The organism is Novosphingobium sp. JCM 18896 (genome assembly GCF_025938095.1).
In the GTDB taxonomy this organism is placed as follows: domain Bacteria; phylum Pseudomonadota; class Alphaproteobacteria; order Sphingomonadales; family Sphingomonadaceae; genus Novosphingobium.
Genome location: NZ_JAPCZF010000002.1, coordinates 537,377 through 561,602, shown reverse-complemented (window position 1 = coordinate 561,602; position 24,226 = coordinate 537,377). Strand labels below are relative to the sequence as shown.

At 68.1% G+C, this 24,226-nt stretch carries 23 protein-coding genes; 5 read left to right on the top strand and 18 right to left on the bottom strand.

Going from position 1 to position 24,226, the window contains the following annotated elements; all coding sequences use genetic code 11:
• Positions 1 to 2 precede the first annotated feature (2 nt).
• From OLX23_RS08555 to OLX23_RS08540, 4 genes are all read left to right on the top strand, one after another.
• Positions 3 to 2,180, top strand: a complete 2,178-nt coding sequence (locus OLX23_RS08555) for a phage tail protein (protein WP_264444422.1) — start codon at positions 3 to 5, stop codon at positions 2,178 to 2,180.
• A 12-nt stretch (positions 2,181 to 2,192) separates the two neighbouring features.
• On the top strand, positions 2,193 to 2,654 hold the full coding sequence (locus OLX23_RS08550; protein ID WP_264444420.1) for a DUF2793 domain-containing protein: 462 nt from the start codon (positions 2,193 to 2,195) through the stop codon (positions 2,652 to 2,654).
• 187 nt (positions 2,655 to 2,841) lie between these two features.
• A complete protein-coding gene (locus OLX23_RS08545; protein ID WP_264444419.1) occupies positions 2,842 to 3,930 on the top strand; it encodes an OmpA family protein in 1,089 nt (362 codons plus the stop codon).
• A 108-nt stretch (positions 3,931 to 4,038) separates the two neighbouring features.
• Positions 4,039 to 4,590, top strand: a complete 552-nt coding sequence (locus OLX23_RS08540) for a superoxide dismutase family protein (protein ID WP_264444417.1) — start codon at positions 4,039 to 4,041, stop codon at positions 4,588 to 4,590.
• Here OLX23_RS08540 and OLX23_RS08535 read toward each other — a convergent pair.
• From OLX23_RS08535 to OLX23_RS25750, 7 genes are all read right to left on the bottom strand, one after another.
• Complete coding sequence (locus tag OLX23_RS08535; protein WP_264444416.1) at positions 4,577 to 6,133, bottom strand: spinster family MFS transporter; 1,557 nt, start codon at positions 6,131 to 6,133, stop codon at positions 4,577 to 4,579. The two genes, OLX23_RS08540 and OLX23_RS08535, sit on opposite strands and share 14 nt — an antisense overlap.
• Complete coding sequence (gene queC / locus OLX23_RS08530) at positions 6,120 to 6,821, bottom strand: 7-cyano-7-deazaguanine synthase QueC (RefSeq protein ID WP_264444415.1); 702 nt, start codon at positions 6,819 to 6,821, stop codon at positions 6,120 to 6,122. Before queC ends, OLX23_RS08535 begins: the two co-directional genes overlap by 14 nt.
• 53 nt (positions 6,822 to 6,874) lie before the next feature.
• A complete protein-coding gene (locus OLX23_RS08525; RefSeq protein WP_264444414.1) occupies positions 6,875 to 7,267 on the bottom strand; it encodes a DUF3617 domain-containing protein in 393 nt (130 codons plus the stop codon).
• Between the two features lie 134 nt (positions 7,268 to 7,401).
• Positions 7,402 to 8,322, bottom strand: coding sequence for an Hsp33 family molecular chaperone HslO (locus tag OLX23_RS08520; RefSeq protein ID WP_264444412.1), 921 nt, complete (start codon positions 8,320 to 8,322; stop codon positions 7,402 to 7,404).
• Between the two features lie 21 nt (positions 8,323 to 8,343).
• Positions 8,344 to 9,270: an ornithine carbamoyltransferase gene (gene argF, locus OLX23_RS08515; RefSeq protein WP_264444410.1), complete on the bottom strand. Its 927-nt coding sequence runs from the start codon at positions 9,268 to 9,270 to the stop codon at positions 8,344 to 8,346.
• The gene (locus OLX23_RS08510) at positions 9,267 to 10,457 is read right to left on the bottom strand and encodes an aspartate aminotransferase family protein (RefSeq protein ID WP_264444408.1); all 1,191 of its coding nucleotides are present in this window, start codon (positions 10,455 to 10,457) and stop codon (positions 9,267 to 9,269) included. The genes argF and OLX23_RS08510 overlap by 4 nt, the downstream gene beginning before the upstream one ends.
• Positions 10,458 to 10,615: 158 nt before the next feature.
• A complete protein-coding gene (locus OLX23_RS25750) occupies positions 10,616 to 11,371 on the bottom strand; it encodes a cold-shock protein (RefSeq protein ID WP_319641301.1) in 756 nt (251 codons plus the stop codon).
• Positions 11,372 to 11,655: 284 nt separating this feature from the next.
• Here OLX23_RS25750 and OLX23_RS08495 point away from each other — a divergent pair, with 284 nt between their 5' ends.
• On the top strand, positions 11,656 to 12,087 hold the full coding sequence (locus tag OLX23_RS08495) for a TIGR01244 family sulfur transferase (protein WP_264444407.1): 432 nt from the start codon (positions 11,656 to 11,658) through the stop codon (positions 12,085 to 12,087).
• A gap of 181 nt (positions 12,088 to 12,268) precedes the next feature.
• Here OLX23_RS08495 and OLX23_RS08490 read toward each other — a convergent pair whose 3' ends face one another.
• The 11 genes from OLX23_RS08490 to rplT form a co-directional block, all read right to left on the bottom strand.
• On the bottom strand, positions 12,269 to 13,768 hold the full coding sequence (locus tag OLX23_RS08490; protein ID WP_264444406.1) for an ammonium transporter: 1,500 nt from the start codon (positions 13,766 to 13,768) through the stop codon (positions 12,269 to 12,271).
• Between the two features lie 40 nt (positions 13,769 to 13,808).
• The gene (locus OLX23_RS08485) at positions 13,809 to 14,147 is read right to left on the bottom strand and encodes a P-II family nitrogen regulator (protein ID WP_217404757.1); all 339 of its coding nucleotides are present in this window, start codon (positions 14,145 to 14,147) and stop codon (positions 13,809 to 13,811) included.
• A gap of 151 nt (positions 14,148 to 14,298) precedes the next feature.
• Entirely contained in the window at positions 14,299 to 15,003 is a 705-nt protein-coding gene (locus OLX23_RS08480) for an endonuclease/exonuclease/phosphatase family protein (RefSeq protein ID WP_264444403.1), read from the bottom strand.
• Between the two features lie 8 nt (positions 15,004 to 15,011).
• On the bottom strand, positions 15,012 to 15,602 hold the full coding sequence (locus tag OLX23_RS08475) for a pyridoxamine 5'-phosphate oxidase family protein (protein WP_264444401.1): 591 nt from the start codon (positions 15,600 to 15,602) through the stop codon (positions 15,012 to 15,014).
• Positions 15,603 to 15,611: 9 nt separating this feature from the next.
• Positions 15,612 to 16,571, bottom strand: a complete 960-nt coding sequence (locus tag OLX23_RS08470; RefSeq protein ID WP_264444399.1) for a homocysteine S-methyltransferase family protein — start codon at positions 16,569 to 16,571, stop codon at positions 15,612 to 15,614.
• 106 nt (positions 16,572 to 16,677) lie between these two features.
• Positions 16,678 to 18,213: a peptide chain release factor 3 gene (locus OLX23_RS08465; RefSeq protein WP_264444398.1), complete on the bottom strand. Its 1,536-nt coding sequence runs from the start codon at positions 18,211 to 18,213 to the stop codon at positions 16,678 to 16,680.
• Between the two features lie 8 nt (positions 18,214 to 18,221).
• On the bottom strand, positions 18,222 to 19,103 hold the full coding sequence (locus OLX23_RS08460) for an aldose 1-epimerase family protein (protein WP_264444397.1): 882 nt from the start codon (positions 19,101 to 19,103) through the stop codon (positions 18,222 to 18,224).
• A 148-nt stretch (positions 19,104 to 19,251) separates the two neighbouring features.
• Positions 19,252 to 21,660, bottom strand: a complete 2,409-nt coding sequence (gene pheT, locus OLX23_RS08455) for a phenylalanine--tRNA ligase subunit beta (protein WP_264444396.1) — start codon at positions 21,658 to 21,660, stop codon at positions 19,252 to 19,254.
• Between the two features lie 13 nt (positions 21,661 to 21,673).
• Positions 21,674 to 22,756: a phenylalanine--tRNA ligase subunit alpha gene (pheS, locus tag OLX23_RS08450; protein ID WP_264444394.1), complete on the bottom strand. Its 1,083-nt coding sequence runs from the start codon at positions 22,754 to 22,756 to the stop codon at positions 21,674 to 21,676.
• A gap of 80 nt (positions 22,757 to 22,836) precedes the next feature.
• Positions 22,837 to 23,697, bottom strand: coding sequence for a helix-turn-helix domain-containing protein (locus tag OLX23_RS08445; protein ID WP_264444392.1), 861 nt, complete (start codon positions 23,695 to 23,697; stop codon positions 22,837 to 22,839).
• A gap of 166 nt (positions 23,698 to 23,863) precedes the next feature.
• Positions 23,864 to 24,220, bottom strand: a complete 357-nt coding sequence (rplT, locus tag OLX23_RS08440) for a 50S ribosomal protein L20 (RefSeq protein WP_264444391.1) — start codon at positions 24,218 to 24,220, stop codon at positions 23,864 to 23,866.
• Positions 24,221 to 24,226 lie beyond the last annotated feature (6 nt).

Here is a 24,226-nt window from a genome sequence, read left to right as displayed (position 1 = left end):
TCATGGCGACTTTGCTGCTTTCGGCCGTGGGCACCGCGCTCGGCGGTCCGCTGGGCGGGGCGATCGGTGCGCTGGCCGGTCGTGCGATCGACGGGGCCGTGCTCGGCGGCGGGCGCGGCGAGGGGCCGCGGCTCAAGGAGCTGGCGCCCACCACCTCGACCTACGGCCAGGTGCTGCCGCGCCACTTCGGGCGCATGCGCGTCGCCGGCGCGATCATCTGGGCGACCGACCTCGTCGAGCATCGCGAGAGCCAGGGCGGCGGCAAGGGCCGCCCGTCGGTGACCAGCTATACCTACACCGCCTCTTTCGCGGTCGCGCTGGGCAGCCGGCCGATCGCGGCGATCGGGCGGATATGGGCCGACGGCAACCTGCTGCGCGGCGAGGGCGGCGATCTCAAGGTCGGCGGTGCCATGCGGTTGCATCATGGCTGGGGCGACCAGGCGCCCGATCCGCTGATCGCCGCGGCCGAGGGCTTGGCGCGCTGCCCGGCCTGGCGCGGCAGCGCCTATGTCGTGTTCGAGGATCTCGAGCTCGGCGACTTCTTCAACCGCATCCCCGCGCTGACTTTCGAGGTCATCGCCGATCCCGGTGCCTTCACTCTGCAGGATGTGGTCGATCCGCAACTGGCGGAGGCCGCCGTTGCCCTGCCGGGCATCGCCGGGCTGACCTGCGAGGGCCCTGTGGCCGACGTGCTGCGCCAGCTCGATCCGGTGCTGCCGATCGCTTGCGACGCCGGCGGCGAGCGCCTGGTGATCGCGCGCGAACGCCTGCAGGACGCGCCGATCGTGCTGCCCGAAGCGGCGGTAGCGGTCGAGGACGATGCCTTCGGCGGCCTGAGCGGTCGCACGCGTCGGCGCGAGGCGCTGCCCCAGGCGGCGCCCGAAATCCTGCGCTACTACGATCTCGACCGCGACTATCAGCCCGGCGTCCAGCGCGCGACGGGGCGTATGGCGAGCGGGCAGCCGTGGACCGTCGAACTGCCGATGGCGATGGCGGCTACCGATGCGCGCGCTTTGGCGGAAACGGTGGCGCGGCGCGCGGGCTGGCGGCGCGAGACGCTGTCCTGGCGTTGCGCCGCGCTCGATCCCGCCGTCGCGCCCGGCGCGCTCGTGACCGTGCCGGGGCTCGGCGGTCGTTGGCGCGTCGCCGAATGGGAGTGGCGCGCGAGCGGGGTCGAGCTCACGCTCGAGCGCGCGGTGCCGACCGGCGCCGACGCGGTGCCCGCCGCACCCGTCGATCCCGGGCGGATCAACCCGCCGCCCGACCTGCCCCCACCGCCGACCACGCTCGCGGCCTTCGAGCTGCCATGGGACGGCACCGGCAACGGCGATGCGCCGACGATCTATGCCGCGGCCTCGGCGGAGACGGCAAACTGGCGCGGTGCCGCGCTTTACGTCGATCGCGGCGACGGTGCGCTCGAGCCGCTGGGGCCGAGCGGCCGCACCCGCGGCCTGATCGGTGAGGCCGAGACGGCGCTCGCCCCCGCCCATCCGCTGCTGTTCGATCGCGGGGCCGGGGTGGTCATACGGCTCGTGGATCCGGCGATGGACCTGATCGACGCAAGCGGGCGCCAGCTCGCGCTCGGCGCCAACCGCGCGCTGCTCGGCGACGAGATCATCCAGTTCGGCCGGGCCGAACCGCTTGGCGCGGGACGCTGGCGGTTGCGCCTGCTGCTGCGCGGCTGCGGTGGTACCGAGGCCGCGCTGGCGAACCACGTCGCCGGCGAGCGTTTCGTCCTGCTCGACGGGCGGCCGGTGGCGCTCGATCCGGCGCGCGTCGGCAGCGTTCCCGGCGTGCAGATCGCCGCAGTCGGTTTCGGCGACGATGCCCCGGTCTTGGCGCCGATCGCGCTGCGCGGCGTGGGGCTGCGCCCGCCGGCACCCGTCCATCCACGCGTCGCCGCGGCGCCCGACGGCGCGCTCGAACTCGGCTGGACACGACGCGCGCGGGGCGGCTGGGCCTGGCGCGATGGCGTCGACGTGCCGCTGCAGGAGCAGGTCGAGCGCTATATCGTGACCTTGGGCGATCCGGCCGCGCCGGCAGCAGTGTGGGAACCGAGCGAACCGCGGCTCGCACTGTCGGCGGCCACGCTCGCCGCCTTGCCGACTGGCGCGCTGCGCGTGCGCCAGCAGGGCAGCCACGCGCTGTCCGAGCCGCTGTTCCTGACCACGCTTGCCTGATGGAGACTCGCCATGAGCGATCCGTTTCTCTTCGATACCGCCAGCCCGCGCTACGGCTTACCGCTACTTTTCCCGGGCCAGGCCCAGAAAGAGGTCTTCGTCAATGAGGCCCATGCGCTGGCTGATGCCCTGCTGCATTGCGCGATCGAAGGCGAAAGCGCGACCCCGCCGTCGACGCCCGCAGAAGGCGAAACCTGGCTCGTCGCCGCTTCGCCGAGCGGTGTCTGGGCGGGGCAGCCAGGCAAGCTTGCCTGCCGCCAGGCGGGCAACTGGCTCTTCGTCAGTCCGCGCGACGGCCTGCGTCTGCTTGATCGGTCGACCGGTCAGGAGCGACGTTTTTTCGGTATCTGGCGATTTCCTGCTGCGCCGCTGGAACCAATCGGCGGCAGCGTCGTTGATGCCGAAGCTCGCGCTGCAATTGTGCAACTGATTGCTGCGCTCAAGGACGCCGGGGTCTACCCCGACGGTGCATGAGGGACTGAACGTGAGGGAACTGCCGAAATTCGATGATGCCTGCGGGGCCGTCGTTTCTGGTTTGCAACCCACCGGAATCGCGGCATTTCTGCAACAGCGATCAGTTTTGCACACTTGCGCGGGCCATTTTAAGGCAGTAGACAAGGCCGCACTCGGTGGCTCCAGTCTCTATAATAGGGGAACAATAATGCGGAAACTCGTCATTGGGATGGCGCTGGCTACTTCAGCCCTCGCCACACCGGCTTTGGCGCGCGAAGGATCGTGGTACGTCGAAGCTGACGGCGGCGCCATGATCGTCGAAGATCTTCAGTTCGACATCAACAACGTCAACAACGCCAGCAATCTCGACCTCGCGACCGGCTATGACTTCGGTGGCGTGATCGGTTACGACTTCGGCATGTTCCGTCTCGAGACCGAGGCGAGCTATCGCCGCGCGAACGAAGGCGAAGACTACCGCGTCGGTGCGGCCACCTACACGGGTGCCCAGGTCGACGGCGGTGCCAGCGCTCTCAGCTTCATGCTGAACGGCCTGCTCGACTTCGGCAACGACGACGGCATTCAGGGCTTCGTCGGTGGTGGTGTCGGTGTTGCTCGCGTCAAGCTCCAGGCTGCCAGCCCGGGCGTCGGTGCGGCTGCTTCGAACATCAACGACAGCGACAGCGGCTTCGCATGGCAGGCTCTGGCCGGCGTTCGCACGCCGCTCAGCGACCATGTCGACGTGGGTCTGAAGTATCGCTTCTTCAACGTCGACAACGTCGACGTGGTGAACAACGCGGGTCTGCCGGTCAGCACGCGCTTCCGCTCGCACTCGCTGCTGGCAAGCCTGACCTACAACTTCGGTGGTGAAGCTCCGCCGCCGCCCCCGCCGCCCCCGCCGCCGCCCCCGCCGCCGCCTCCTCCGCCCCCGCCGCCGCCGCAGGCTGTGTGCAACAAGGGCCCGTACATCGTGTTCTTCGACTGGGATAAGTCGGACATCACGCCTGAGGCTGCGACGATCCTCGACAGCGCGATCAGCGCCTATGCCAACTGCGATCGCGTTCCGATCATGCTGGCCGGCTATGCTGACCGTTCGGGTACGGTGCAGTACAACCTCGGCCTGTCCGAGCGTCGTAACACCTCGGTCCGTTCGTACCTGGGCGCTCGTGGCATCCCCGATGCTGCGATCACCGGCCAGGCCTTCGGTGAAAGCAACCCGCGCGTCCCGACTGCGGACGGCGTTCGCGAGCTGCAGAACCGTCGCGTCGAGATCACCTACGGTCCGGGTTCGGGTCAGTAAGGTCCCGACAGGGCAAAACGATTGGGGGGCCGGAGCAATCCGGCCCCTTTTTCGTTGTGCGAGGCAGGCCCTTCACTAGGATGCGGGCCGTCTAGCCGGAGGCCGTACATGAAGACCAAGACCCTATCGTTGCTGCTCGTCACGGGTGCGCTCGCCAGCTCGGCCTATATGGCCGCCGCGGTCGCCAAGCCCACGCGTGCGGCCCGGCCCGCGGGCCTCGCCAGTGCCACGCTCAGGGCGGCCGACGGCACGCCGCGCGGCAAGGCCTGGATCGCCAACCGCAACGGTCATTGGGATCTGAAGGTCGAGGCGATCGGCGTTGCACCGGGCGCGCATGGCGTCCACCTCCACACCGTCGGCAAGTGTGACGCGCCCGATTTCACCAGCGCCGGTGGCCATCTCAATCCGCATGGCAAGATGCACGGCACCGCCAATCCCCAAGGGCCGCACCTCGGCGATCTGCCAAACCTGATCGCGGGCACCGACGGCAAGGGCACGCTGACCGCGGGGCTCACGGGCAGCGCGGCCGAGTTGAACGCGGCGCTGTTCGATGCCGACGGCACGGCCGTAGTAATCCACGCCGGTCCCGACGACAACCGCACCGATCCCAGCGGCAACAGCGGCGGCCGCGTCGCCTGCGGTGTGCTTACGCGGGGTTGAGCGACTTTCGGCGAAGATCGCGCTCGGCCACGGCGAGCGCGATCAAGCCGAAGGGCACGACCACGAGCAGGACGAGCAACCCGTTGCCGAGCCCGCCCAGCAGGCTCGAGAACTTGCCCGCCGAATAGGGGCCGAGCGCCAAGCCGAGCAGCGTCGATCCCAGGACGAAACCGGCCGTGGCGATCCCGCGCACCCGCGCGGGCACTGCGTTGACCACCGCGCCCGACGATCCGCCGAGCGTGCCGGCGAAGAAGATCCAGCCGACGAAGTTCAGCGCATAGTAGAGCGAACGGTCGCTGGCGGTGAACATCAAGGTGTAGAGCAGTGCCGAGCCGATCGCGGTGCCAGCGATCACCCAGACGCGGCGGTGGTTGTGGCTGTTCCCCGCAAGCCGATCGGCCAGCGCGCCGCAACCGACCACGCCGATGATCCCGCCGAGTGTGCCCGCGCCGCCCAGCCAGAAGCCGGCCTCGCGCGGATCGGCGCCGAGCACCTCGATCGCATAGAGCGGGGCGAAGGCGGTCATCGCATAGCCGACGATCGTGACCAGGCCATAGCCGAGCGTGACCCCCACCAGCGCGCGCGAGCGGCAGACCGCGTCGAAGGTTGCGTGATCGCGCAGGCGCAGGTTCTGGCCCCAGGAAAACACCGCATAGCAGCCGAGGGCGAAGGCGATCCACTGGACGAGATCGCCGGTCAGCCGCTGCATGCCCCAGACGAGCAGGCAGGCCAGTAAGGCGCCTAGAGCGTTGACCGCGAGTGCGATCGGCCCATGACGGCCGGCGGCGAACAGGGTGAAGGGCGGGAGCACGCTTTCGAGCGAGCGCACGAAATCGGCGAGCGGGCTGATCGGGGCGGCTGCAGCGCCGTCGTGCGGCGGATCGAAGCGGCCGCGCATGGGTTCGCGCATCGTCGTCACGAGCAGCGCCAGCAGCAGGCCGGGAATGCCCATCGTCATGAAGGCGACCTGCCAGCCGACGAGCCCGAGCGGGGCGCTGCCATCGGCAAAGTGGGCGTTCCACTCGGCCGCGATCGAGCTGCCGAAGGCGAGCGAGATGCCGCCGCCGACATAGAGCCCCGCCGAATAGATCGACAGCGCCAGCGCGCGCCGGCGCGGCGGGAAATAGTCGCTGACCAGCGAATAGGCGCAAGGACTGGCCGTGGCCTCGCCGATGCCCACGCCGATGCGCGCGGCACCGAGCTGGGTGAAGTTTTTCGCAAAGCCCGACAGCGTCGTCAGTGCCGACCACAGGGCCAGCCCGACCGCGAGCAGCCGCACGCGCGACCAATGATCGGCGAGCTTGCCCAGCGGAATGCCGAAGACCGCATAGAACACGCCGAAGGCCGTCCCGTAGAGGAAGCCGAAGTCGCTGTCGCTGATGCCCAGGTCGCGCTTGAGATCGGGCGCCAGGATGGTGATCAGCTGGCGGTCGATGAAGTTCAGCGCATAGACCAGCATCAGCACGCCGAGCACGTAGAAGCGATAAGGCTCGCTTTCGGCCGGCGGCACCGGATCGACGGTCGCCGGCTCAGCCTGCTGCATAGACGGTGCCATCGGTGAGGCCGGCATCGGCGAAGCCTGCGCGGCGCAGGCGGCAGCTGTCGCAGAGGCCGCAGGCGCTGCCATCGGACTGCGGGTCGTAGCACGACCAGCTCATCGCCGGATCGAGCCCGAGCCGCGCGGCCTCGCGCGCGATCTCGGCCTTACCGAGGAACTGCAGCGGCGCGTGGATGGCGAAGCGTTCGCCTTCGGCGCCGGCCTTGGTCGCCAGGTCGGCGAGGTCGGCGAAGCCGGCGATGAATTCGGGGCGACAGTCGGGATAGCCCGAATAGTCGAGCGCGTTGACGCCGATGAAGATGTCGCGCGCCGACAGGGCTTCGGCCCAGGCCAGGGTCAGCGACAGGAACACGAGATTGCGCGCGGGCACGTAGGTGACGGGGATGACGTCCTCGGCGACACCGTCCTTGGGCACGGCGATGTCGTCGGTCAGCGCCGAGCCGCCGAACTGGCGCAGATCGAGTGGCAGCGTGACGTGGCGCGCGGCGCCGAGCGCTTGCGCGATCGTCCGCGCGGCATCGAGCTCGCGGCGGTGGCGCTGGTTGTAATCGATCGTCAGCGCGTTGACGCGGTAGCCAGCCTCGCGCGCGAGACCGGCGACGACCATCGAATCGAGGCCGCCAGACAGCAGCACCACGGCCTCACGGCCATTACCTGGAGGAAGCGTCGACATGCCTGCGGGCTAGCCCGTCGGGGCCGGGCTGGCAACCGTATCGCGTCGTGGGCTCAGGTGGCGCAATCGCCGACCTTGCGGGCCTCGGCGGCGAAGGAGAAGGGCAGGCCGTCGGCGATGCCCTGGCTGTCGATCTGGACGAGACGGTTGGTCTCGCGCCGGATATGGGTGCGGCCATAGCCGCGGCCGCGGCAGGTGTACTGGACCGTGACCTCGCTGGCGCCGTCGTCGACCACCAGGCGCTCGCAGCTGTCGGCCGGATGGCGCAGCTGGATCAACCGGCGGGTGTCGGGCAGGCACAGGCGCTCGACCGAGCCGGTGTCGCGATTGCGCAGCTCCCAGCGGCCGGCCTCGAGCTGGCCGAGCATGGCCAGCGCGGGTCGCTGCGCCGCCGAGGGCGCGGCGAGCGCGACGAGCATGCCCGCAGCAGCCACAGCAATTCGCATCCGGCTTTTCATCCCAGGATCCCGCGTCGGTGAGGTTGGTCGTTTCCTGTCTTCACAGCGATCTGTGCCGTGAAATGGACAGGATAAGCATTGTACCGATCAAGCGTGCAATATGAGCGATGAGGTGCCGATTTTCAAGCGATCTTGAAAATCCGCGAGCAGAACGCGCAGTCGACCGAGATCATTCCGTCGTCGCCGCGCATCTCCTGACGGGCATCGTCGGAGAAGCGCGAAAGCACCTTTTCGTAGTGTTCGACGCTGCAGCGACAGCCGCGCGAGAGCGGCGAAAGCTGCTCGACGCGAACCTCGTCCTCCTCGTGGAACAGCCGCCAGACGAGCGCTTCCAGCGAGAGTGCGGGGTCGACGAGCTCTTCCTGCCGCGTGCTGCCGGCCAGGGCCGCGACGTGCTCCCACTCGGGGTGATCGAGGCGGACGTGGAGCCGTTCGCGGCCCTCTTCGCCGTCGGGCAGGTGCTGGACCAGCAAGCCGCCGGCGACACAGCAGTGCCCATCCCAGCGGACCGCGGTGCGGATCAGCGTGGGGATCTGCTCGGACTGCGCGAAGTAGGACTGACAGGCCTCGGCCAGCGAATCCCCTTCGAGCGGCACGATCCCCTGATAGCGCTGTTTGGTCGAGGCGAGATCGAAGGTCAGCGCGAGATAGCCGCCCGAACCGAACAGCGCGGTCATCGTCGGGAAGGTCTCGAGCGCGGCGAGCCGCTCGGCATCGAAATTGACGTAGCCGCGGACCTCGCAGGCGCGCCAGTCGCAGACGAGCAGGTCGACGATGCCGGTACCGGTCTCGTCCTGCGCCTGGGCCTGGATCGTCAGCTGGCCTTCGTCGTCCTTGAGCAGCGAGCCCATCAGCGCGGTCAGCACCAGCGCCTCGGCCAGCAGGTGGCGGATGGCGGTGGGGTACTCGTGCGCCGAGAGGATTTCGTCGAGCACCGGGCCCAGCCTTACGGCGCGGCCGCGGGCGTTGCGTTGCGGCAGGCCGAAGGCGAGCACCCGGTCGAAACCGGTCTCGCCTTCGGGGATGGAGGCCTCTTGTGTCATGCCACTATTCCTGGATCTGACTCAGATCTGGCCGAAGACCCAGCGTAGCACGGATTTCTGCGCGTGGATGCGGTTCTCGGCCTCGTCCCAGATCACCGACTGGGGGCCGTCCATGACCTCGTCGGTGACTTCCTCGCCGCGGTGTGCGGGCAGGCAGTGCATGAACACCGCGTCCTTCGCCGCCGTCGCCATCAGCGCGGCGTCGACCTGGTAAGGCTGCATCGCCGCGATGTGCACGTCGCCGCCGGCCTGGCCCATCGAGACCCAGGTGTCGGTGACCACGGCCTGCGCGCCGGCCACGGCTTCGCGCGGGTCCTGCGTGAACAGCACTTCCGCCCCGGCTGCGCGCGCACGTTCGACGAAGCCGGCATCGGGCTCGTAGCCCGCCGGGCCGCCGACGCGGATCGAGAACTTCATCAGCCCAGCCGCTTCGATCAGCGAGTTCAGCACGTTGTTGCCGTCGCCGAGCCAGGCGAGCTGGAGCCCCGGCAGCGCATGGCCGCGCTCGACGATCGTCAGCAGGTCGGCCATGATCTGGCACGGATGCGAGAGGTCGGTAAGGCCATTGATCACGGGAACGCTGGCGTGGTGCGCGAGTTCCTCGATCTTGGCGTGATCGTCGGTGCGGATCATGATCGCGTCGACCATACGGCTGAGCACGCGCGCGGTATCGGCGACGGTTTCGCCGCGGCCGAGCTGGGTCGAGCCCGCCTCGAGAATGATCGCGCTGCCACCGAGCTGGCGCATCGCCATGTCGAACGAGACGCGCGTGCGCGTCGAATTCTTCTCGAAGATCATCGCCAGGACGCGGTCGGCCAGCGGCGCGTCGGCATCGGCCTTGCCCTTGGGCCACGCCTTGCGCGCCACCTTCCGGTCGAGCGCGTCGTTGAGCATCGCGGCGACGGCATCGCCGCCCGCGTCGGTGAGATCGATGAAATGCCGGGTCATTGTCCTGCCTCGGGCGCATAGCTCGCGGCACCGGCCGAGAGCTTTTCCATGAATTCGTCGATGTGGCTGTCGTCGATGACGAGCGGCGGCACGATGCGCAGCGTGTTGTCGCCGCCGGCGACGGTCAGCAGGCCATGCTCGTCGCGCAGATGGGCGACGAAGCCGCGCGGCTCGATCTTGAGCTTGACGCCGAGCAGCAGGCCCTTGCCGCGCACTTCCTCGAACAGTTCGGGATAGTTGCCGATGAACTGCTCGAGCCGGCCGACGATCTTGGCGCTCTTGTCGCGCACGTTGGCGATCACGTCCTCGGCCGCGAAAGCGTCGAGCACGGCGACGCCGGCGGCCATGGCCAGCGGGTTGCCGCCATAGGTCGAGCCATGGCTGCCCGCGATCATGCCGCGCGCGGCCTTCTCGGTGGCGAGGCAGGCGCCGAGCGGGAAACCGCCGCCGATGCCCTTGGCCGAGGCGACGACGTCGGGCGTGATGCCGTAGAGCTCATAGGCGAAGAAGGTGCCGCTGCGACCATAGCCGCACTGGACCTCGTCGAGTGCGAGGATCAGATCGTGCTCGTCGGCGAGCGCGCGCAGGCCCTTCATGAATTCGTCCGTGGCCGGGCGGATGCCGCCTTCGCCCTGGATCGGCTCGAGCAGGAAGCCCGCGGTATTCGGCCCGATCGCGGCCTTGACGGCATCGAGGTCGTTGAACTCGACGTACTTGAAGCCGGGCAGCAGGGGCAGGAAGCCCTTGTGCATCTTCTCCTGGCTCGACGCGCTGATGGTGCCCAGCGTCCGGCCGTGGAAGGCCTGGTTGAAGGTGATCAGCTCGAACTTGTGATCATTGCCGACATGCTGGTGATAGGCGCGCGCGGTCTTGATCGCGCATTCCACCGCCTCGGCGCCCGAATTGGTGAAGAACACCGTATCGGCGAAGGTCTGGTCGACCAGCCGCTGCGCGAGCACTTCACCTTGCGGGCTGCCGTAGAGGTTCGAGACGTGCATCAAGGTCTCGGCCTGCCGCTGGATCGCGCCGATCAGGCCCTTGTGCGAATGGCCGAGGGCATTCACCGCGATGCCCGCGGCGAAATCGAGGTATCGCCGACCGTCCTCGCCGATCAGATGGCAGTGCTCTCCGCGGACGGGCCGAAAGGCGGTCCGAGGGTAGACGGGCATGAGCGGGGTGATCGACATTTCACATTCCTTCGGCATTTCGAAATCGAGAGGAAACGCAAACGACAAATGGCGGCCCCCCGAGGTCCGAAAACCTTAGGGGCCGCCATTTGCGCGCGTTTATTTTGTCGCGTGCTTCCGGTCAAACGTCCGGAAGCGGGTGCGCCTTTACGGCGGTGTCAGCCCTGACGCGGCACCAGGTTGACCGCCGAGTACTTGCCTCGTCGATCGACCTCGATATCGAATTCGAGACGGTCGCCTTCGTTCAGGGCAGACATGCCCGAACGCTCGACCGCGCTGATGTGGACGAAAGCGTCCGGCTGGCCGTCATCACGCGTGATGAAGCCGAAGCCCTTCATGGTGTTGAAGAACTTGACCGTGCCGGTCGCCTTCTCGCCGGTCAGCGAGCGCTGCGGCGCGGCTTCGCGCTTTTCGACGGGGATGACGTCGCCGACGACCACAAGGTCGCTCGCCGAGATCTTGCCGCCGCGATCGACCAGCGTGAACTCGAGCTGCTGGCCCTCGGCCAGGCCTTCGAGACCCGCGCGCTCGACCGCGCTGATGTGCACGAACACGTCTTCGCCGCCTTCATCACGCTGGATGAAGCCGAAGCCCTTGCCCGAGTTGAAGAACTTGACGACGCCCTTGCCCTGGCCAACGACCTGGGCGGGCATGCCGCCGCCACCGCCACCGCGGGGGCCGCCGAAGCCGCCACCACCGCCGCCGCGCGGGCCGCCGAAACCGCCGCCGCCGCCACGATCGCCGCCGCCGAAGCCGCCGCGTCCGCCGCCACCGCCGAAGCGATCACCGCCACCGCCGAAACGGTCGCCGCCGCCAAAGCCGCCGCCGGCAAACGGGTCGAAGCCGCCGCCGTCTTCACCGAAACCGTCCCGCTTGTCGCGTCCCCTACCGCGACGACCTCTGTCGAAACCCATAAACCTAGGTATACCTTCAATTCGCCCCATCCAACGAGCCTGGCAACGCGGACGAATCGCGCCAGACGACAGGGCAAGCGATCGTGCTGCGCGCACAACGCTTTCCTCTGCAGCATTGGACATAGACGAGAAAATGTAGAATGGCGAACGGAATCATGTCTCTTGCATGAATAGGCTCGTTTTTTGTCGCTCTCGCGGCCCTTCGCATCGGCTTGCTAGCCATTGCTCTGCTTGGCAGAGAGACGCTTTCCCCCGAATTATCCGATCGTGATGGAGAAAGATCGATGTTCCGCAAACTTTCCGACAGCGTGCTGGCCAGTCCCCAGATCGAGATCGCCGACGTCGCTGCCGCTGCTGCGCAAGGCGTGACCCTGATCATCAACAACCGCCCCGAGGGCGAGAGCGACGACCAGACGCCCGGCGCCGAAATCGCCGCGGCGGCCAAGGCGGCCGGTCTCGCCTATGTCGAGATCCCGGTGACCCATGCCGGCTTCAGCCAGGCCCAGGTCGAGGCGATGTCGGAAGCGCTGGCCGGTGCTGGCGGTGGAGTGCTCGCCTATTGTCGCTCGGGCACGCGCTCGACCCTGCTCTGGGCGCTGGCCGAGGCCAGCCAGGGCGGCGATCCCGATACCATCGCGGCGCATGCCGCTGCCGCCGGCTACGACATCACGCCGGTGCGTGCACTGGTCGACATGCTGGCGGCCGGCAAGGCCTGATCCCTCCTCGTCTTCCCGCCTCGCGTACGCTTCTCGAGCGCCGCCGGCAGCGAACATAAAAAAGGGGCCGGAGCGGCTGGCTCCGGCCCTTTAGTTTGCTGTTCGCAGGAGGAACATCGGATGGCGGGGTCCGGGGGGAGGAGAGGAGGAAGGTCCCGTCCCCCGCCAAGCTTGGTAAGTCTCAGTAGTTGTAGGCGCGCTCGCCGTGCTCGGAGAGGTCGAGGCCTTCGCGCTCGGCTTCTTCCGCGGGACGCAGACCGAAGATCTTGTCGACGATGAAGAACAGGATCGCCGAACCGACACCCGAGAAGATCAGGGTGAAGAGCACGGCCTTGATCTGAACGATCACCTGCTTGCCCATGTCGTAGCTGGCGGCGTCGAAGCCGGCAGGGAACACGGTGTAGTCGAACACGCCCTGACCGCCGAGCGACGGAGCGGCCATGATGCCGGTGCCGATGGCGCCGACGATGCCGCCGATGCAGTGGACGCCGAAGACGTCGAGCGTGTCGTCGTACTTGAGCTTGTTCTTGATCGTGCTGACGAAGAGGTAGCAGATCGGCGAGACGATCAGGCCGAGGACGATCGAGGTGCCCGGAGCGCCGAAGCCGGCGGCCGGAGTGATCGCGACGAGGCCGGCGACGGCACCCGTGGCGGCACCCAGCAGCGAAGGCTTGCCGTGGTGGAGCTTCTCGACGATCGACCAGCTAACCGCTGCGGCAGCCGTGGCGACGAAGGTGTTGATGAAGGCGACGGCGGTGACGGCGTTGGCTTCGAGGTTCGAGCCGGCGTTGAAGCCGAACCAGCCGATCCACAGCAGCGAGGCACCGATCATGGTCATGGTCAGCGAGTGCGGCGGGGTGGCTTCCTTGCCGTAGCCCGTGCGCTTGCCGATCATGATGCAGCCGACGAGGCCCGCGATACCGGCGTTGATGTGAACCACGGTGCCGCCGGCGAAGTCCAGCGCGCCCCAGCCCCACAGCATGCCGTAGTCGGTCGGAGCATCGACGAGGAAGTCCGGACCGGCCCAGTACCAGACCATGTGCGCCATCGGGAAGTAGATGCAGGTCAGCCAGAGCACGACGAAGATGATCAGCGGCGTGAACTTCACGCGTTCGGCGAAAGCGCCGACGATCAGCGCCGGCGTGATGCAGGCGAAGGTCATCTGGAAGACGACGAAGACCAGCTCGGGCAGATAGACGTTGTTCGAGAAGGTCGCGGCGTAGGTGGTCGCGTCGACGCCCACGAGGAACGCCTTCGAGAAGCCGCCGACGAATTCGCTGCCGCTGGTGAAGGCCATCGAATAGCCCCAGCAGACCCAGACGAGCGCGGCGACGGAAACGATCATCAGAACCTGCATCAGCACGCTGAGCATGTTCTTGGTGCGGACCAGGCCGCCGTAGAACAGCGCGAGCGCCGGCACGCTCATCATCAGCACCAGTGCGGCGCAGACGAGCATCCAGGCGGTGTCGCCCTTGTTGACCATGCCGGCCATCTGCTCGGCCGACGGTGCCTTGATCAGGCTGGTGGCGGCCTCGGTGGCCGCTTCGGTGGCTTCGGGCGACGGCGTCGCGGTGGCGACGGCGGCCGCAGCGCTGGCCGCGGCATCCTGGGCCCAGGCGGCCGTGGCGGCGAAGAGCGACGTACCCAGCGCCCCCGCGCCGCAAATCATCTTGCGGATCATGGTTGTACCCCCCTGTGGGAAGATGTGTCGGATGCGCGCATCAGAGCGCGGTGTCCCCGGACTCGCCGGTGCGGATGCGCACGGCGGACGCGAGGTCGAGAACGAAGATCTTGCCGTCACCGATCGCTTCGGTGCTGGCGGTCTGCTGGATGGTCTCGACGATCTGGTCAGCCAGGCTGTCCGGTGCGGCGACCTCGATCTTCACCTTCGGGAGCATGTTGGTCGAATATTCGGCCCCCCGATAGATTTCGGTCTGCCCCTTCTGCCGGCCAAAGCCCTTGACCTCGGAGACGGTCATCCCCGCGACGCCGATGGCGCCGAGAGCTTCGCGCACCTCGTCGAGCTTGAACGGCTTGATGATGGCGATGATGAATTTCATGCCTATCCCCTGCTAGCCACCGGACCGATCGCCGGCGGGCAGGGCATCGCAAGGGGCGTGCCAATTTAAGGAATCGTCAATAAAGCAGGCCGCAGGGCCAGAACGGCTCACCGCAGCGCAGCATGACAACGCTCGAATCGTGAGCAGCTGCCTAATTTTTAGGCAGGGATAGGCGAGCCCAGACCGGCAGATGGTCGGACCCTTTCGCCGCCAACGCCGAGTGGTGCACTCCGGTTCCCACCAGCTTCCAGTCGTGCGAGGCGACGATGCGATCGAGCTGCGCGACGGGGCGCCGCGACGGGAAGCTCCGGCCCGGGGCGAGCAGGTGCCAGCCGTCGAGGAATTCGTGGAAGCAGCCGCCGTGGCGCGCCCATTCGTTGAAATCGCCCATCAGCACGGTCGGGCTCGCGCCGTCGCAGGCGGCGACGTGCGACAGGATCGAGCGTACCTGCTGGCGTCGGCGCAGGCCCGAGAGGTCGAGATGCATGCCAACGACGCGCAGGCGGTGCCCGTCGAGCCGCAGATCGGCGCGCACCGCGCCGCGCGGTTCGAGCGTCGGCAGCGGCACGGCGGCGGCCTCGATCACCTCGATCTCGCGGCGCACGAGCAGGGCATTGCCGTGCCAGCCGATCGAATCGGGCTTCATCTGCAGCGGGATCGCGCGGTAGGGCGTATAGGTGTCGATCGCGGCCAGCGGCAGCACGGTCTCGCGTCGGCCGAAGCGCCGATCGGCTTCCTGCAGCGCGACCACGTCGGCGCCGATCTCGTTGAGGATCGCGATGATGCGATCGGGATCGCGGCGGCGGTCGATGCCCACGGCCTTGTGGATGTTGTAGCTGGCGAAGGTCAGTTCCATGACCGCGATCAAGCGTCGGTGGCGACCGATTTGTTCCCAGGCCCATGACCGGAAATGTAGCGATCGGTCGGCGTCACCGGCAGGCCGTCGATGCTTTTCGTCCGCGCGCGATACTTGGCTTCCCAGGCCTCGGGATCGGCCTGGGCGTGATATTTGACCAAGGTCTGCCGCTCGTGATCGAGCGTCATTACCGGCACGCCCCAGCCGCAGCTCGTCTGGACGCTTTCGACCGTTACCTCGAAGATCTGGCGGGTGCCGGGAAGCAGATCGAATGGCGCGGACAGTTCGTGCCAGTCGGGATCGGCGGGCAGCACCGGGCGCCCGCGCCCATAGATCCGCAAGATCAGCGGCGGCTGCGCGAATTCGCAGAACATTATGGTGATGCGCCCGTCGGCGACGAGGTGCGCGTGGGTCTCGTTGCCCGAGCCGCCGAGATCGAGCCAGGCGACGCGCGTGGGCGAAAGCACGCGGAAGGCATCGTAGCCCTTGGGACTCAGGTTGATCCGCCCCTCATCGGCGGCGGTGGCGACGAAGAACAGGCTTTGCCGCCCGATCATGGCGATGTCGGTGTCGGTCAGCGCTTCGGTGAACTGGGCCATGCGCCCAGACTAGGATCCGGCGCAGCGCGCGGCAATGGCCATGACGTGGCGGTGATCGGTGCCGCAGCAACCACCGAGGATCGTAAGCCCCGGCAAGGCGGCCAGCAGGCGGCGGTAGTCTTCGCCGAGCTCCTCGGGATCGCCCGCGTCGAGATCGGCGGCTTCGTCGAGCTCCGCATGGCTGCGGCGCGAGGCGTTGGCGCGGATGCCGCGGATGCGCTGCAAAGCATCGCCACCGTCGGCCAAGGTGCCGGCGAAGTGGCTCGGATGGGCGCAGTTGATCATGTAGTAGGCGGGACCATCGCCCGTCGCGCGGTCGACCGCGACAATCGCATCGACCAGCGTCTCGCCCGTCGGCAGCCTGCCGTCGGTTTCCAGGGTGAACGAGATCGCCACCGGCAGGCCGGCATCCTGCGCCGCCAGCACGACGCCGGTCGCCTCCGGCAGGTTGGTCATCGTCATCGCGGTCACCATGTCGGCACCCTGCTCGGCGAAGAGCGCGACCTGCCACCCATGATAGGCCCTGGCTTCGGCGACGGTCATGATCAGGCCGGGGTCGTAACCGTCGCCGCGCGGACCGATGCAACCGCTGACGACGATCGGCATGTCTTGTGTCGCGTGCGCCGTGCGCAGCGCCTGCAACTGGACGATCGCCTGCCGGTTGAGATCGGCGAGGGCCTGCTCGCCGAGCGCGAGCGGCGCGGCCCAGTCGCGGCTGGCGCGCCAGGTCGCGCTTTCGAGCACGAAACCGGTGCCCGCCTCGCGCGCGATCGCGAGATAGGTCTCGAAATAGCGATCGAGCACCGCGCGGCCTTCCTCGCGTTCGAGCAGCACGATCGCGGCGAACAGCGGTAGGTCGATGCCCTGGTGGAATATCAGCGTGGTCTCGAGACCGCCGTCGGTGAGAAAGCGGCGGGCGCCGAGCTGCGGCAGGGCCCAGGTCTGGTTGGCGGTCTGGTTCGCGGTCATCAGTCCGATCCCCCACGAGTGGACGGGCCCGACCGGCCCCGTTCCGATTCGCGATGCGATCAGTCTATGCCCGTCCGCCCCGCCGCTCCAGAGCGCGGCTGGACCTTCAGCGCTCCTTGGTGGCGCTGAAGGTCAGCTCGGGATTGCGTTCCTGCTGGTAGTTCACGTCCCAGGCCGAACGCGCCAGGAACACCGGGTCGCCGTCGCGGTCCTTGGCGAGGTTCGACTTGTTGAAGTCGGCGAAGCCCTTGAGCGCGGTGTCGCTGCCCTTGAGCCAGCGCGCGGTGTCGAAGGGTGCGGGTTCGAGCATGGCCTCGACCTTGTATTCGGCCTCGAGCCGGCTGATCAGCACTTCGAGCTGGAGCTGGCCGACCACGCCGACGATCCACTGCGCGCCGATCTCGGGGTAGAACACCTGGATCACGCCCTCTTCGGACAGATCGTCGAGCGCTTTGCGCAGCTGCTTGGTCTTGGTCGGGTCCTTGAGCGCGACTCTGCGCAGGATTTCGGGCGCGAAGTTGGGCAGGCCGGTGAAGCGGACCTTGTTGGCCTCGCTCAGCGTATCACCCACGCGCAAGGTGCCGTGGTTGGGAATGCCGATGATGTCGCCGGGCTCGGCGCTGTCGGCGATCTCGCGGTCCTGCGCGAAGAACAGGATCGGCGAGTGCACCGCGATCGGCTTGCCCAGGCCCGACGGCGTCAGCTTCATGCCGCGCTTGAAGGTGCCCGAGACCAGTCGCATGAAGGCGATGCGGTCGCGGTGCATCGGGTCCATATTCGCCTGGACCTTGAAGATGAAGCCCGTGACTTCCTTGTTGTCGGGCTCGATCGTGCCGGCCTCACTCGGCTGCGGACGCGGCGGCGGCGCGAACTTGGCGATCGCGTCGATCAGCTCGGCGACGCCGAAGTTCTTGAGCGCCGAGCCGAAATAGACCGGGGTCAGGTCGCCGTGACGATAGGCCTCGATGTCGAATTCGGGATAGCCGGCCTGGGCCAGCTCGATCTCTTCGGCGATGTCGTCGGGCAGCGCGGGCGCTTCCTCGACCTTGCCGAGGAATTCGCGGCTGTCGCCTTCGGGGCGGCTGATCGTGTTGGTCGCCAGGTCGAGCACGCCCTGGAACTGGCCGCCCATGCCGACCGGCCAGGACATCGGCACGACGTCAAGCGCGAGCGCATCGGCAACCTCGTCGAGCGTTTCGAACACGGGCCGGCCCTCGCGGTCGACCTTGTTGACGAAGGTGATGATCGGCACCGAACGCATGCGGCAGACTTCGAACAGCTTGCGCGTCTGCGGCTCGATGCCCTTGGCGGCGTCGATCACCATGATCGCCGAGTCCACCGCGGTCAGCGTGCGGTAGGTGTCTTCGGAAAAGTCCTCGTGGCCCGGGGTGTCGAGCAGGTTGAAGGTGATGGTCTCGCCATTGTCCATCGCCTTCTCGAAGGTCATCACCGAGCTGGTCACCGAGATGCCGCGCTGCTGCTCGATCTTCATCCAGTCCGACCGCGCTCGCCGCGCCGCGCCGCGCGCCTTGACCTGCCCGGCGAGATGGATCGCGCCGCCCTGCAGCAGCAGCTTCTCGGTCAAGGTGGTCTTGCCGGCGTCGGGGTGCGAGATGATGGCGAAGGTGCGACGATTGGACATGCGGCCCGTTAGCCGGGCGAAACGGTCACGTCCATGCGGAAGCTGCGTTCCGCGCCGGGGGCGAGGCTGACCACGCCGGGCTTGTTGCGCAGGTCATCGGCGAAGCCCTGCGGGTCGGCGATGCCCTGCCAGGGCTCGATGCAGAGGTAGGCGGCGCCGGGTTTCTGCCAGATTCCGAGCATCGGCGTGTCGGGGAAGGCAATGTCGAGGCTGGCGCCGCCCGGCGCGCCATAGGTCAGCGCGCGGCTGGCGAGATCGTCCCAGATCAGCGCATCGGCCTCGAACAGCGCCGCGTCGGGGGTGAGTTCACGCCCGACGACGGGTGTCGGCTGCGGCTCGGGTCGCAGCAGGCCGCTGGGCGGCTCGATCCGGCGGATCGGCTGGGGTTCGGCCTGCGCGAAGGTCACGCGATGGTCCTGCTTGGCCGCGCCGCCGGGCAGCGGCCAGGCGAAGGCGGGATGGAAGCCGAAGGAGAACGGCATGTCGGTCACGCCGTCGTTCGCGACCGTGGCGGTCATGCGCAGCGTCCAGCCCTCGAGCGCGAACCGCATGTCGAGCGTGAAGGGAAAAGGATAGGCTTGGTGCGTTGCTTCGCTGGCGGTGAGCCGGAACGTGGCGCTGACCGCATCGGCGGCCACGCAGTCGAACCGGCTGTTCCGCGCGAAGCCGTGCTTGGCCAGTTCGTGCGCCGAGCCGCAGAGCCGGTAATGCCCGCCGTTTAGCGCGCCGACGATCGGAAACAACAGCGGCGCGCGGCCGGTCCAGAAGGCCGGATCGGCGTCGGTCATGTACTCGCGGCCCTGGGCATCGGTCAGCGACCAGAGCTCGGCGCCTTGCGGGTTGATGCGGGCGGTGAGATCGCCGGAGGTGATCGTGATCAGGTCGGTCATGGCAGCTCCAATCCTCCCCGGCACGGGGAGGGGGACCGCGACGCGAAGCGGCGTGGTGGAGGGGGTTTGCCCGAAGCGCCGCTTGGCGTCGAGAGCCCCCTCCGTCAGCGCTGCGCGCTGCCACCTCCCCGGACCGGGGAGGATTGGCTTATCCCCGCAACGTCGCGCCCAGCTTGGCGGCCGCGGCGGTGACCTTGTCGGCGATCGCCTTGAGGTCGGCCTCGGCATAGCTCTTGTCACCCGGCTGGAGCGTCACCTCGATGGCCAGCGACTTGCTGCCTTCGGGCACGCCCTGGCCGCGGAAGTCGTCGAACAGGCGTGCGGCGACGATGTTCGCCTTGTCGGCGCCCTTGACCATGCGGACGAGATCGCCCGCGGGCAGTTCGGCGGGCACGAGGAAGGCGAAGTCGCGCGTTACCGCCTGCAGCGCGGGCGGGGCATAGTGGACGCGGGCGAAGCTCGCCGCGCCCTTCTTGCCGGGGATCGCATCGAGGAACAGCTCGGCGACGGCGACCGGCGCGTCGATGTCGAACTGCTTGAGCACCGCGGGATGCAGCATGCCGAAGCGCGCGAGCACGGCCTTGGGCCCGAGCCGCAAGGTTGCCGACTGGCCCGGATGGAACTGCGAACCCGCTTCGCCCATGACCTGCAGGTTGTCGACCGGCGCGCCGGCTTCGGCGAGCAGGGCCAGCGCCTCGGCCTTGGCGTCATAGGCGTCGAACGTGGCGGCCTTGCCCGTGGCCCAACCGCGCGGGGTCTTCTCGCCGGCGAGGACTACCGCCAGCGAAAGTCGCTCGTCGCTCGTGCCGTTCTCGGCGCGCAGATAGCGGCGGCCGATCTCGAACAGGCGCAGGCCGGCGGCACCGCGGTCGAGGTTGCGGCGCACCGCGGACAGCAGCCCGGGCAGCAGCGAGGGGCGCATGGCTTTCATGTCCTCGCTGATCGGATTGGCGAGGGTCCAGACGGCCGAATCCGCGAAGGTCGCGGCCTCGGCTTCGGGCAGGAACGACCAGGTCACGGCCTCGTGATTGCCGCGCGCGGCAGCGGCGCGGCGCAGACGGCGCTCGAGCTTCTGCGTGGGCGTGGCGGTCGGCCGCGCGACGCCATCTGCACGCGGCAGGGCGACGCTCTCGACCTTGTCGAGCCCGTGGATGCGGATGACTTCCTCGACGATGTCGGGCGCGCCGTCGACGTCGGGGCGCCAGCCGGGCGCGGTGACGCTCCACTGTTCGCCCTGCTGGCTGTCGACCACGACCACCGAGAAGCCGAGGCTTTCGAGGATTTCGCGCTGGCGTGCCGGCTGTACCGCGACGCCGCCGAGCCTTTCGGCCAGCGCCGGCTCGTAATGGACGACCTTGGCCCCCGAGGGCGGCGTGCCCGCGCGGATGACTTCCGAAGCCTGGCCACCGCAGATCTCGATGATCAGCCCGGTGAGCAGGTCGAGCCCGGTGTCGAGGAACTGCGGATCGATGCCGCGCTCGAAGCGGCCACGCGCGTCCGAGGTCAGGTTCAAGGTGCGGCCGGTCTGGGCGATGCGCGTCGGATCGAAATAGGCGATCTCGAGCAGCACGTCCTTGGTGTCGTCCGAGCAGCCCGAATGCTCGCCGCCCATGATGCCGGCGATGTCGTGGACGCCGGCCTCGTCGGCGATCACGGTCATCGTGTGGTCGAGCAGGTAGTGCTTGCCGTTGAGCGCGGTCACGCCTTCGCCGTCCTGGGCACGGCGCGCGACGACGGCGCCGGTCAGCTTGGCGCGGTCATAGGCGTGGGCCGGGCGGCCATAGGTCAGCATGACGTAGTTGGTCACGTCGACCAGTGCCGAAATCGGGCGCTGGCCCGCGCTCTTGAGGCGGGCCTGGAGCCAGTCGGGCGAGGGGCCGTTGGTCACGCCCAGCACCGTGCGGCCGTAGAAGGCGGGGCAGCCTTCGGCGTCCTCGGTACGGATCTCGACCGGCGAGGCGAAGGTGCCGGCGATCTGCGGCGCGGCGATCGGCTTGAGCGTGCCGAGGCCGGCGGCGGCGAGATCGCGCGCGATGCCGTAGACGCCCATGCAGTCGGGGCGGTTGGGCGTGATGGCGATGTCGAACACCGGATCGGCGCCATGATAGTCGGCGAAGGCCTGGCCGATCGGCGCGTCGGCGGGCAGCTCGATGATGCCGTCGTGGTCTTCGCCGAGCTCGAGCTCGCGGGTCGAGCACATCATGCCGTTCGATTCGACCGAGCGCACTGCCGCGACCTTGAGCACCATGCCGTTGGCCGGAACCACGGCTCCGGGCAGGCCGAGCACGCCGACGAGGCCGGCACGCGCATTGGGCGCGCCGCAAACGACCTGGAGCGGCTGGCCGTCACCCGAATCGACCGTCAGCACCTGCAGCTTGTCGGCATTGGGGTGGCGTTCGGCGGTCAGCACCTTGGCGACGCGGAAGCCCTTGAGCTTGTCGGCCGGGTTCTCGATGCCTTCGACCTCGAGGCCGATGGCGTTGAGCGTCAGCGCGATCTCGTCGACCGAGGCGGTCGTGTCGAGGTGGTCCTTGAGCCAGGAGAGCGAGAATTTCATCTGTCTGGCTCCCTTAAGCAGCCGTGCCCACGCCGCCCGACAGGGTCGGGACGTCGAGCGGGGCGAAACCATAGTGCGACAGCCAGCGGACATCGCCGTCGAAGAAGGCGCGCAGATCGTCCATGCCGTATTTGAGCATGGCCAGGCGATCGACGCCGGTGCCGAAGGCGAAGCCCTGGTAGACGTCGGGATCGAGCCCACCCGCGGCGATCACCTTGCGGTTGACCATGCCGCTGCCCAGCACTTCCATCCAGCCTTCCGAGCCGCCGATCACGCGCTTGCCGTTGACCAGGCTGTAGCCGACGTCGACCTCGACCGAAGGCTCGGTGAAGGGGAAGTAGGACGGGCGCAGGCGCAGGACCACGTCGTCGCGCTCGAAGAAGGCCTTGAGGAAGGTTTCCAGGGTCCACTTGAGGTGGCCGAGGTGGATGCCTTTGTCGATCACCAGGCCTTCGATCTGGTGGAACATCGGCGTGTGCGTCGCGTCGCTGTCCGAGCGGTAGACGCGGCCCGGGGCGATGATGCGCAGCGGTGCGCCCTGCTGGAGCATGGCGCGGATCTGCACGGGCGAGGTGTGCGTGCGCAGCAGCATCTCGCGGCCTTCGGCGTTCCGGTCGGGGAAATAGAAGGTGTCGTGCATCGCGCGCGCCGGATGGCTCTCGGGCATGTTGAGCGCGGTGAAATTGTGCCAGTCGTCCTCGATCTCGGGGCCGGTGGCGACGGCGAAGCCCATGTCGGCGAAGATCTCGGCGAGTTCGTCCATGGTCTGGGCGATCGGATGGACCGAACCGCGCGGCGCTTCGGGCGCGGGCAGCGACAGGTCGATCGTCTCGGCGGCGAGGCGCGCGTCGAGCGCAGCATGTTCGAGCGCGGCCTTGCGGTCGGCCAGGGCATTGGTCACGCCTTCGCGCAGCGCGTGGATCTTGGGGCCTTCGCTCTGGCGTTCCTCGGGGCTCATGCCGCCCAGCGTCTTCAGCAGGCCCGAGATCGAGCCCTGCTTGCCGAGAAACGCGACGCGCAGGCTTTCGAGCGTTTCAAGATCCTGCGCGGCCGCGATTTGCGAAAGCGCCTCCTGCTCGGTTGCTGCATGGTCCAAGGAAAATCACCCAACTGTTCGATGTTCAGGCGGGCTCCTTAGGGACCAATAGGGCGAATCGCAATCAGCCCCAATCGCCGTCAGCCCGCGAGTGCGACGCCTTCGGGGCCGTCGAGCGTCTGCGCGGCCGCACCGGCGATGCGGGCGCGGGCGCGCATCACCGCCGAGAGCACGGGCTTGTCGAGCGCGGCATAGGCGCGCGGGGTCATGCCCATGAACTGGCGGAAGTCGCGGACGAACTGTGCCTGGTCGTAATAGTGCCCGTCCATCGCGCCCGACCAGCGCATCGACGGATCGAGCATGAACTGGGCGAGGCTGCGCATGAAGCGCTGGCGGCGCAGCAGCAGCTTGGGTGCGAAGCCGAAGGCGCGGCGGCAGACCCGCTCGACCGTGCGCGGGCTGCCGCCGACGCGTTCGACCAGCGCGCCGACCGTATCGATCTCGGGATCGACCAGCGCCTCGTGGATGGCGAGAATCCGCTCCTCGTCGGGCAGCGGCTCGTCGAGGCGGGCGAGGAACAGCGCGGCGATGCGCGCGGCGTCGTCCTCGACCGTGGAGCCGGGGGCGAAGAGCGTTTCGGCCAGAGGCCGGAACGGCTCGAACGCGGGGTGGAGATTGCCGTCGGCCACGGTGTTGGCGACCGCGGCGGCGTCGCCCCGAACGAATTGCGCCCAGCCCAGCGGCATCAGGCCGATGCCCCAGAGCCGCGTCGGTCCGACCGAGAAGCGCACGGCCTGGCTCGAAGGGCCGGTCGCCGAGAATTGCGTGCCCGTCACGCGGGTGCCGTCGCGCGCCTCGGCCAGCGGCAGCGCGCCCGAGAAGAAGCGCATGTTCGCCCATTCGGGGTGGAGCAGGTCGATCGCCAGCGTGCCTTCGGCGGGAACGATCTCGGCGTGATAGAACGATGTGAAATAGCGCCGGAGTTCCTCCGGCGGTGCCATGAACTGCACTCGCACGTCACAAGCAGCTTGCACGCCAACCCCCGTGCAGCGGAGCCGAAGCTCCCTCCTTCCGGGGCCGTAACCGCAAACGATGTTGCGGCACAACAAAAAGGCGCAGACTCGCTAAGAGTCTGCGCCTTTTTGGTTTTCTCGAAAAACGAGAGGCTTAGGCGAGAGCAGCCTTGGCCTGGGCGATCACTGCCGAGAACACGCCGCCTTCGTTCATCGCCAGGTCGGCGAGCGTCTTGCGGTCGAGTTCGATGCCAGCGAGCTTGGTGCCGTGGATGAACTGCGAATAGGTCAGGCCTTCGGCGCGAACCGCGGCGTTGATGCGCTGGATCCACAGGGCGCGGAAGTTGCGCTTCTTAACCTTGCGGTCGCGATAGGCGTACTGGCCGGCCTTTTCGACGGCCTGACGCGCGACGCGGATCGTATTCTTGCGGCGGCCGCGGTAACCCTTGGCCTGCTCCAGAATGTTCTTATGCTTGGCGCGGGTGGTAACACCCCTTTTGACACGTGCCATTTATCA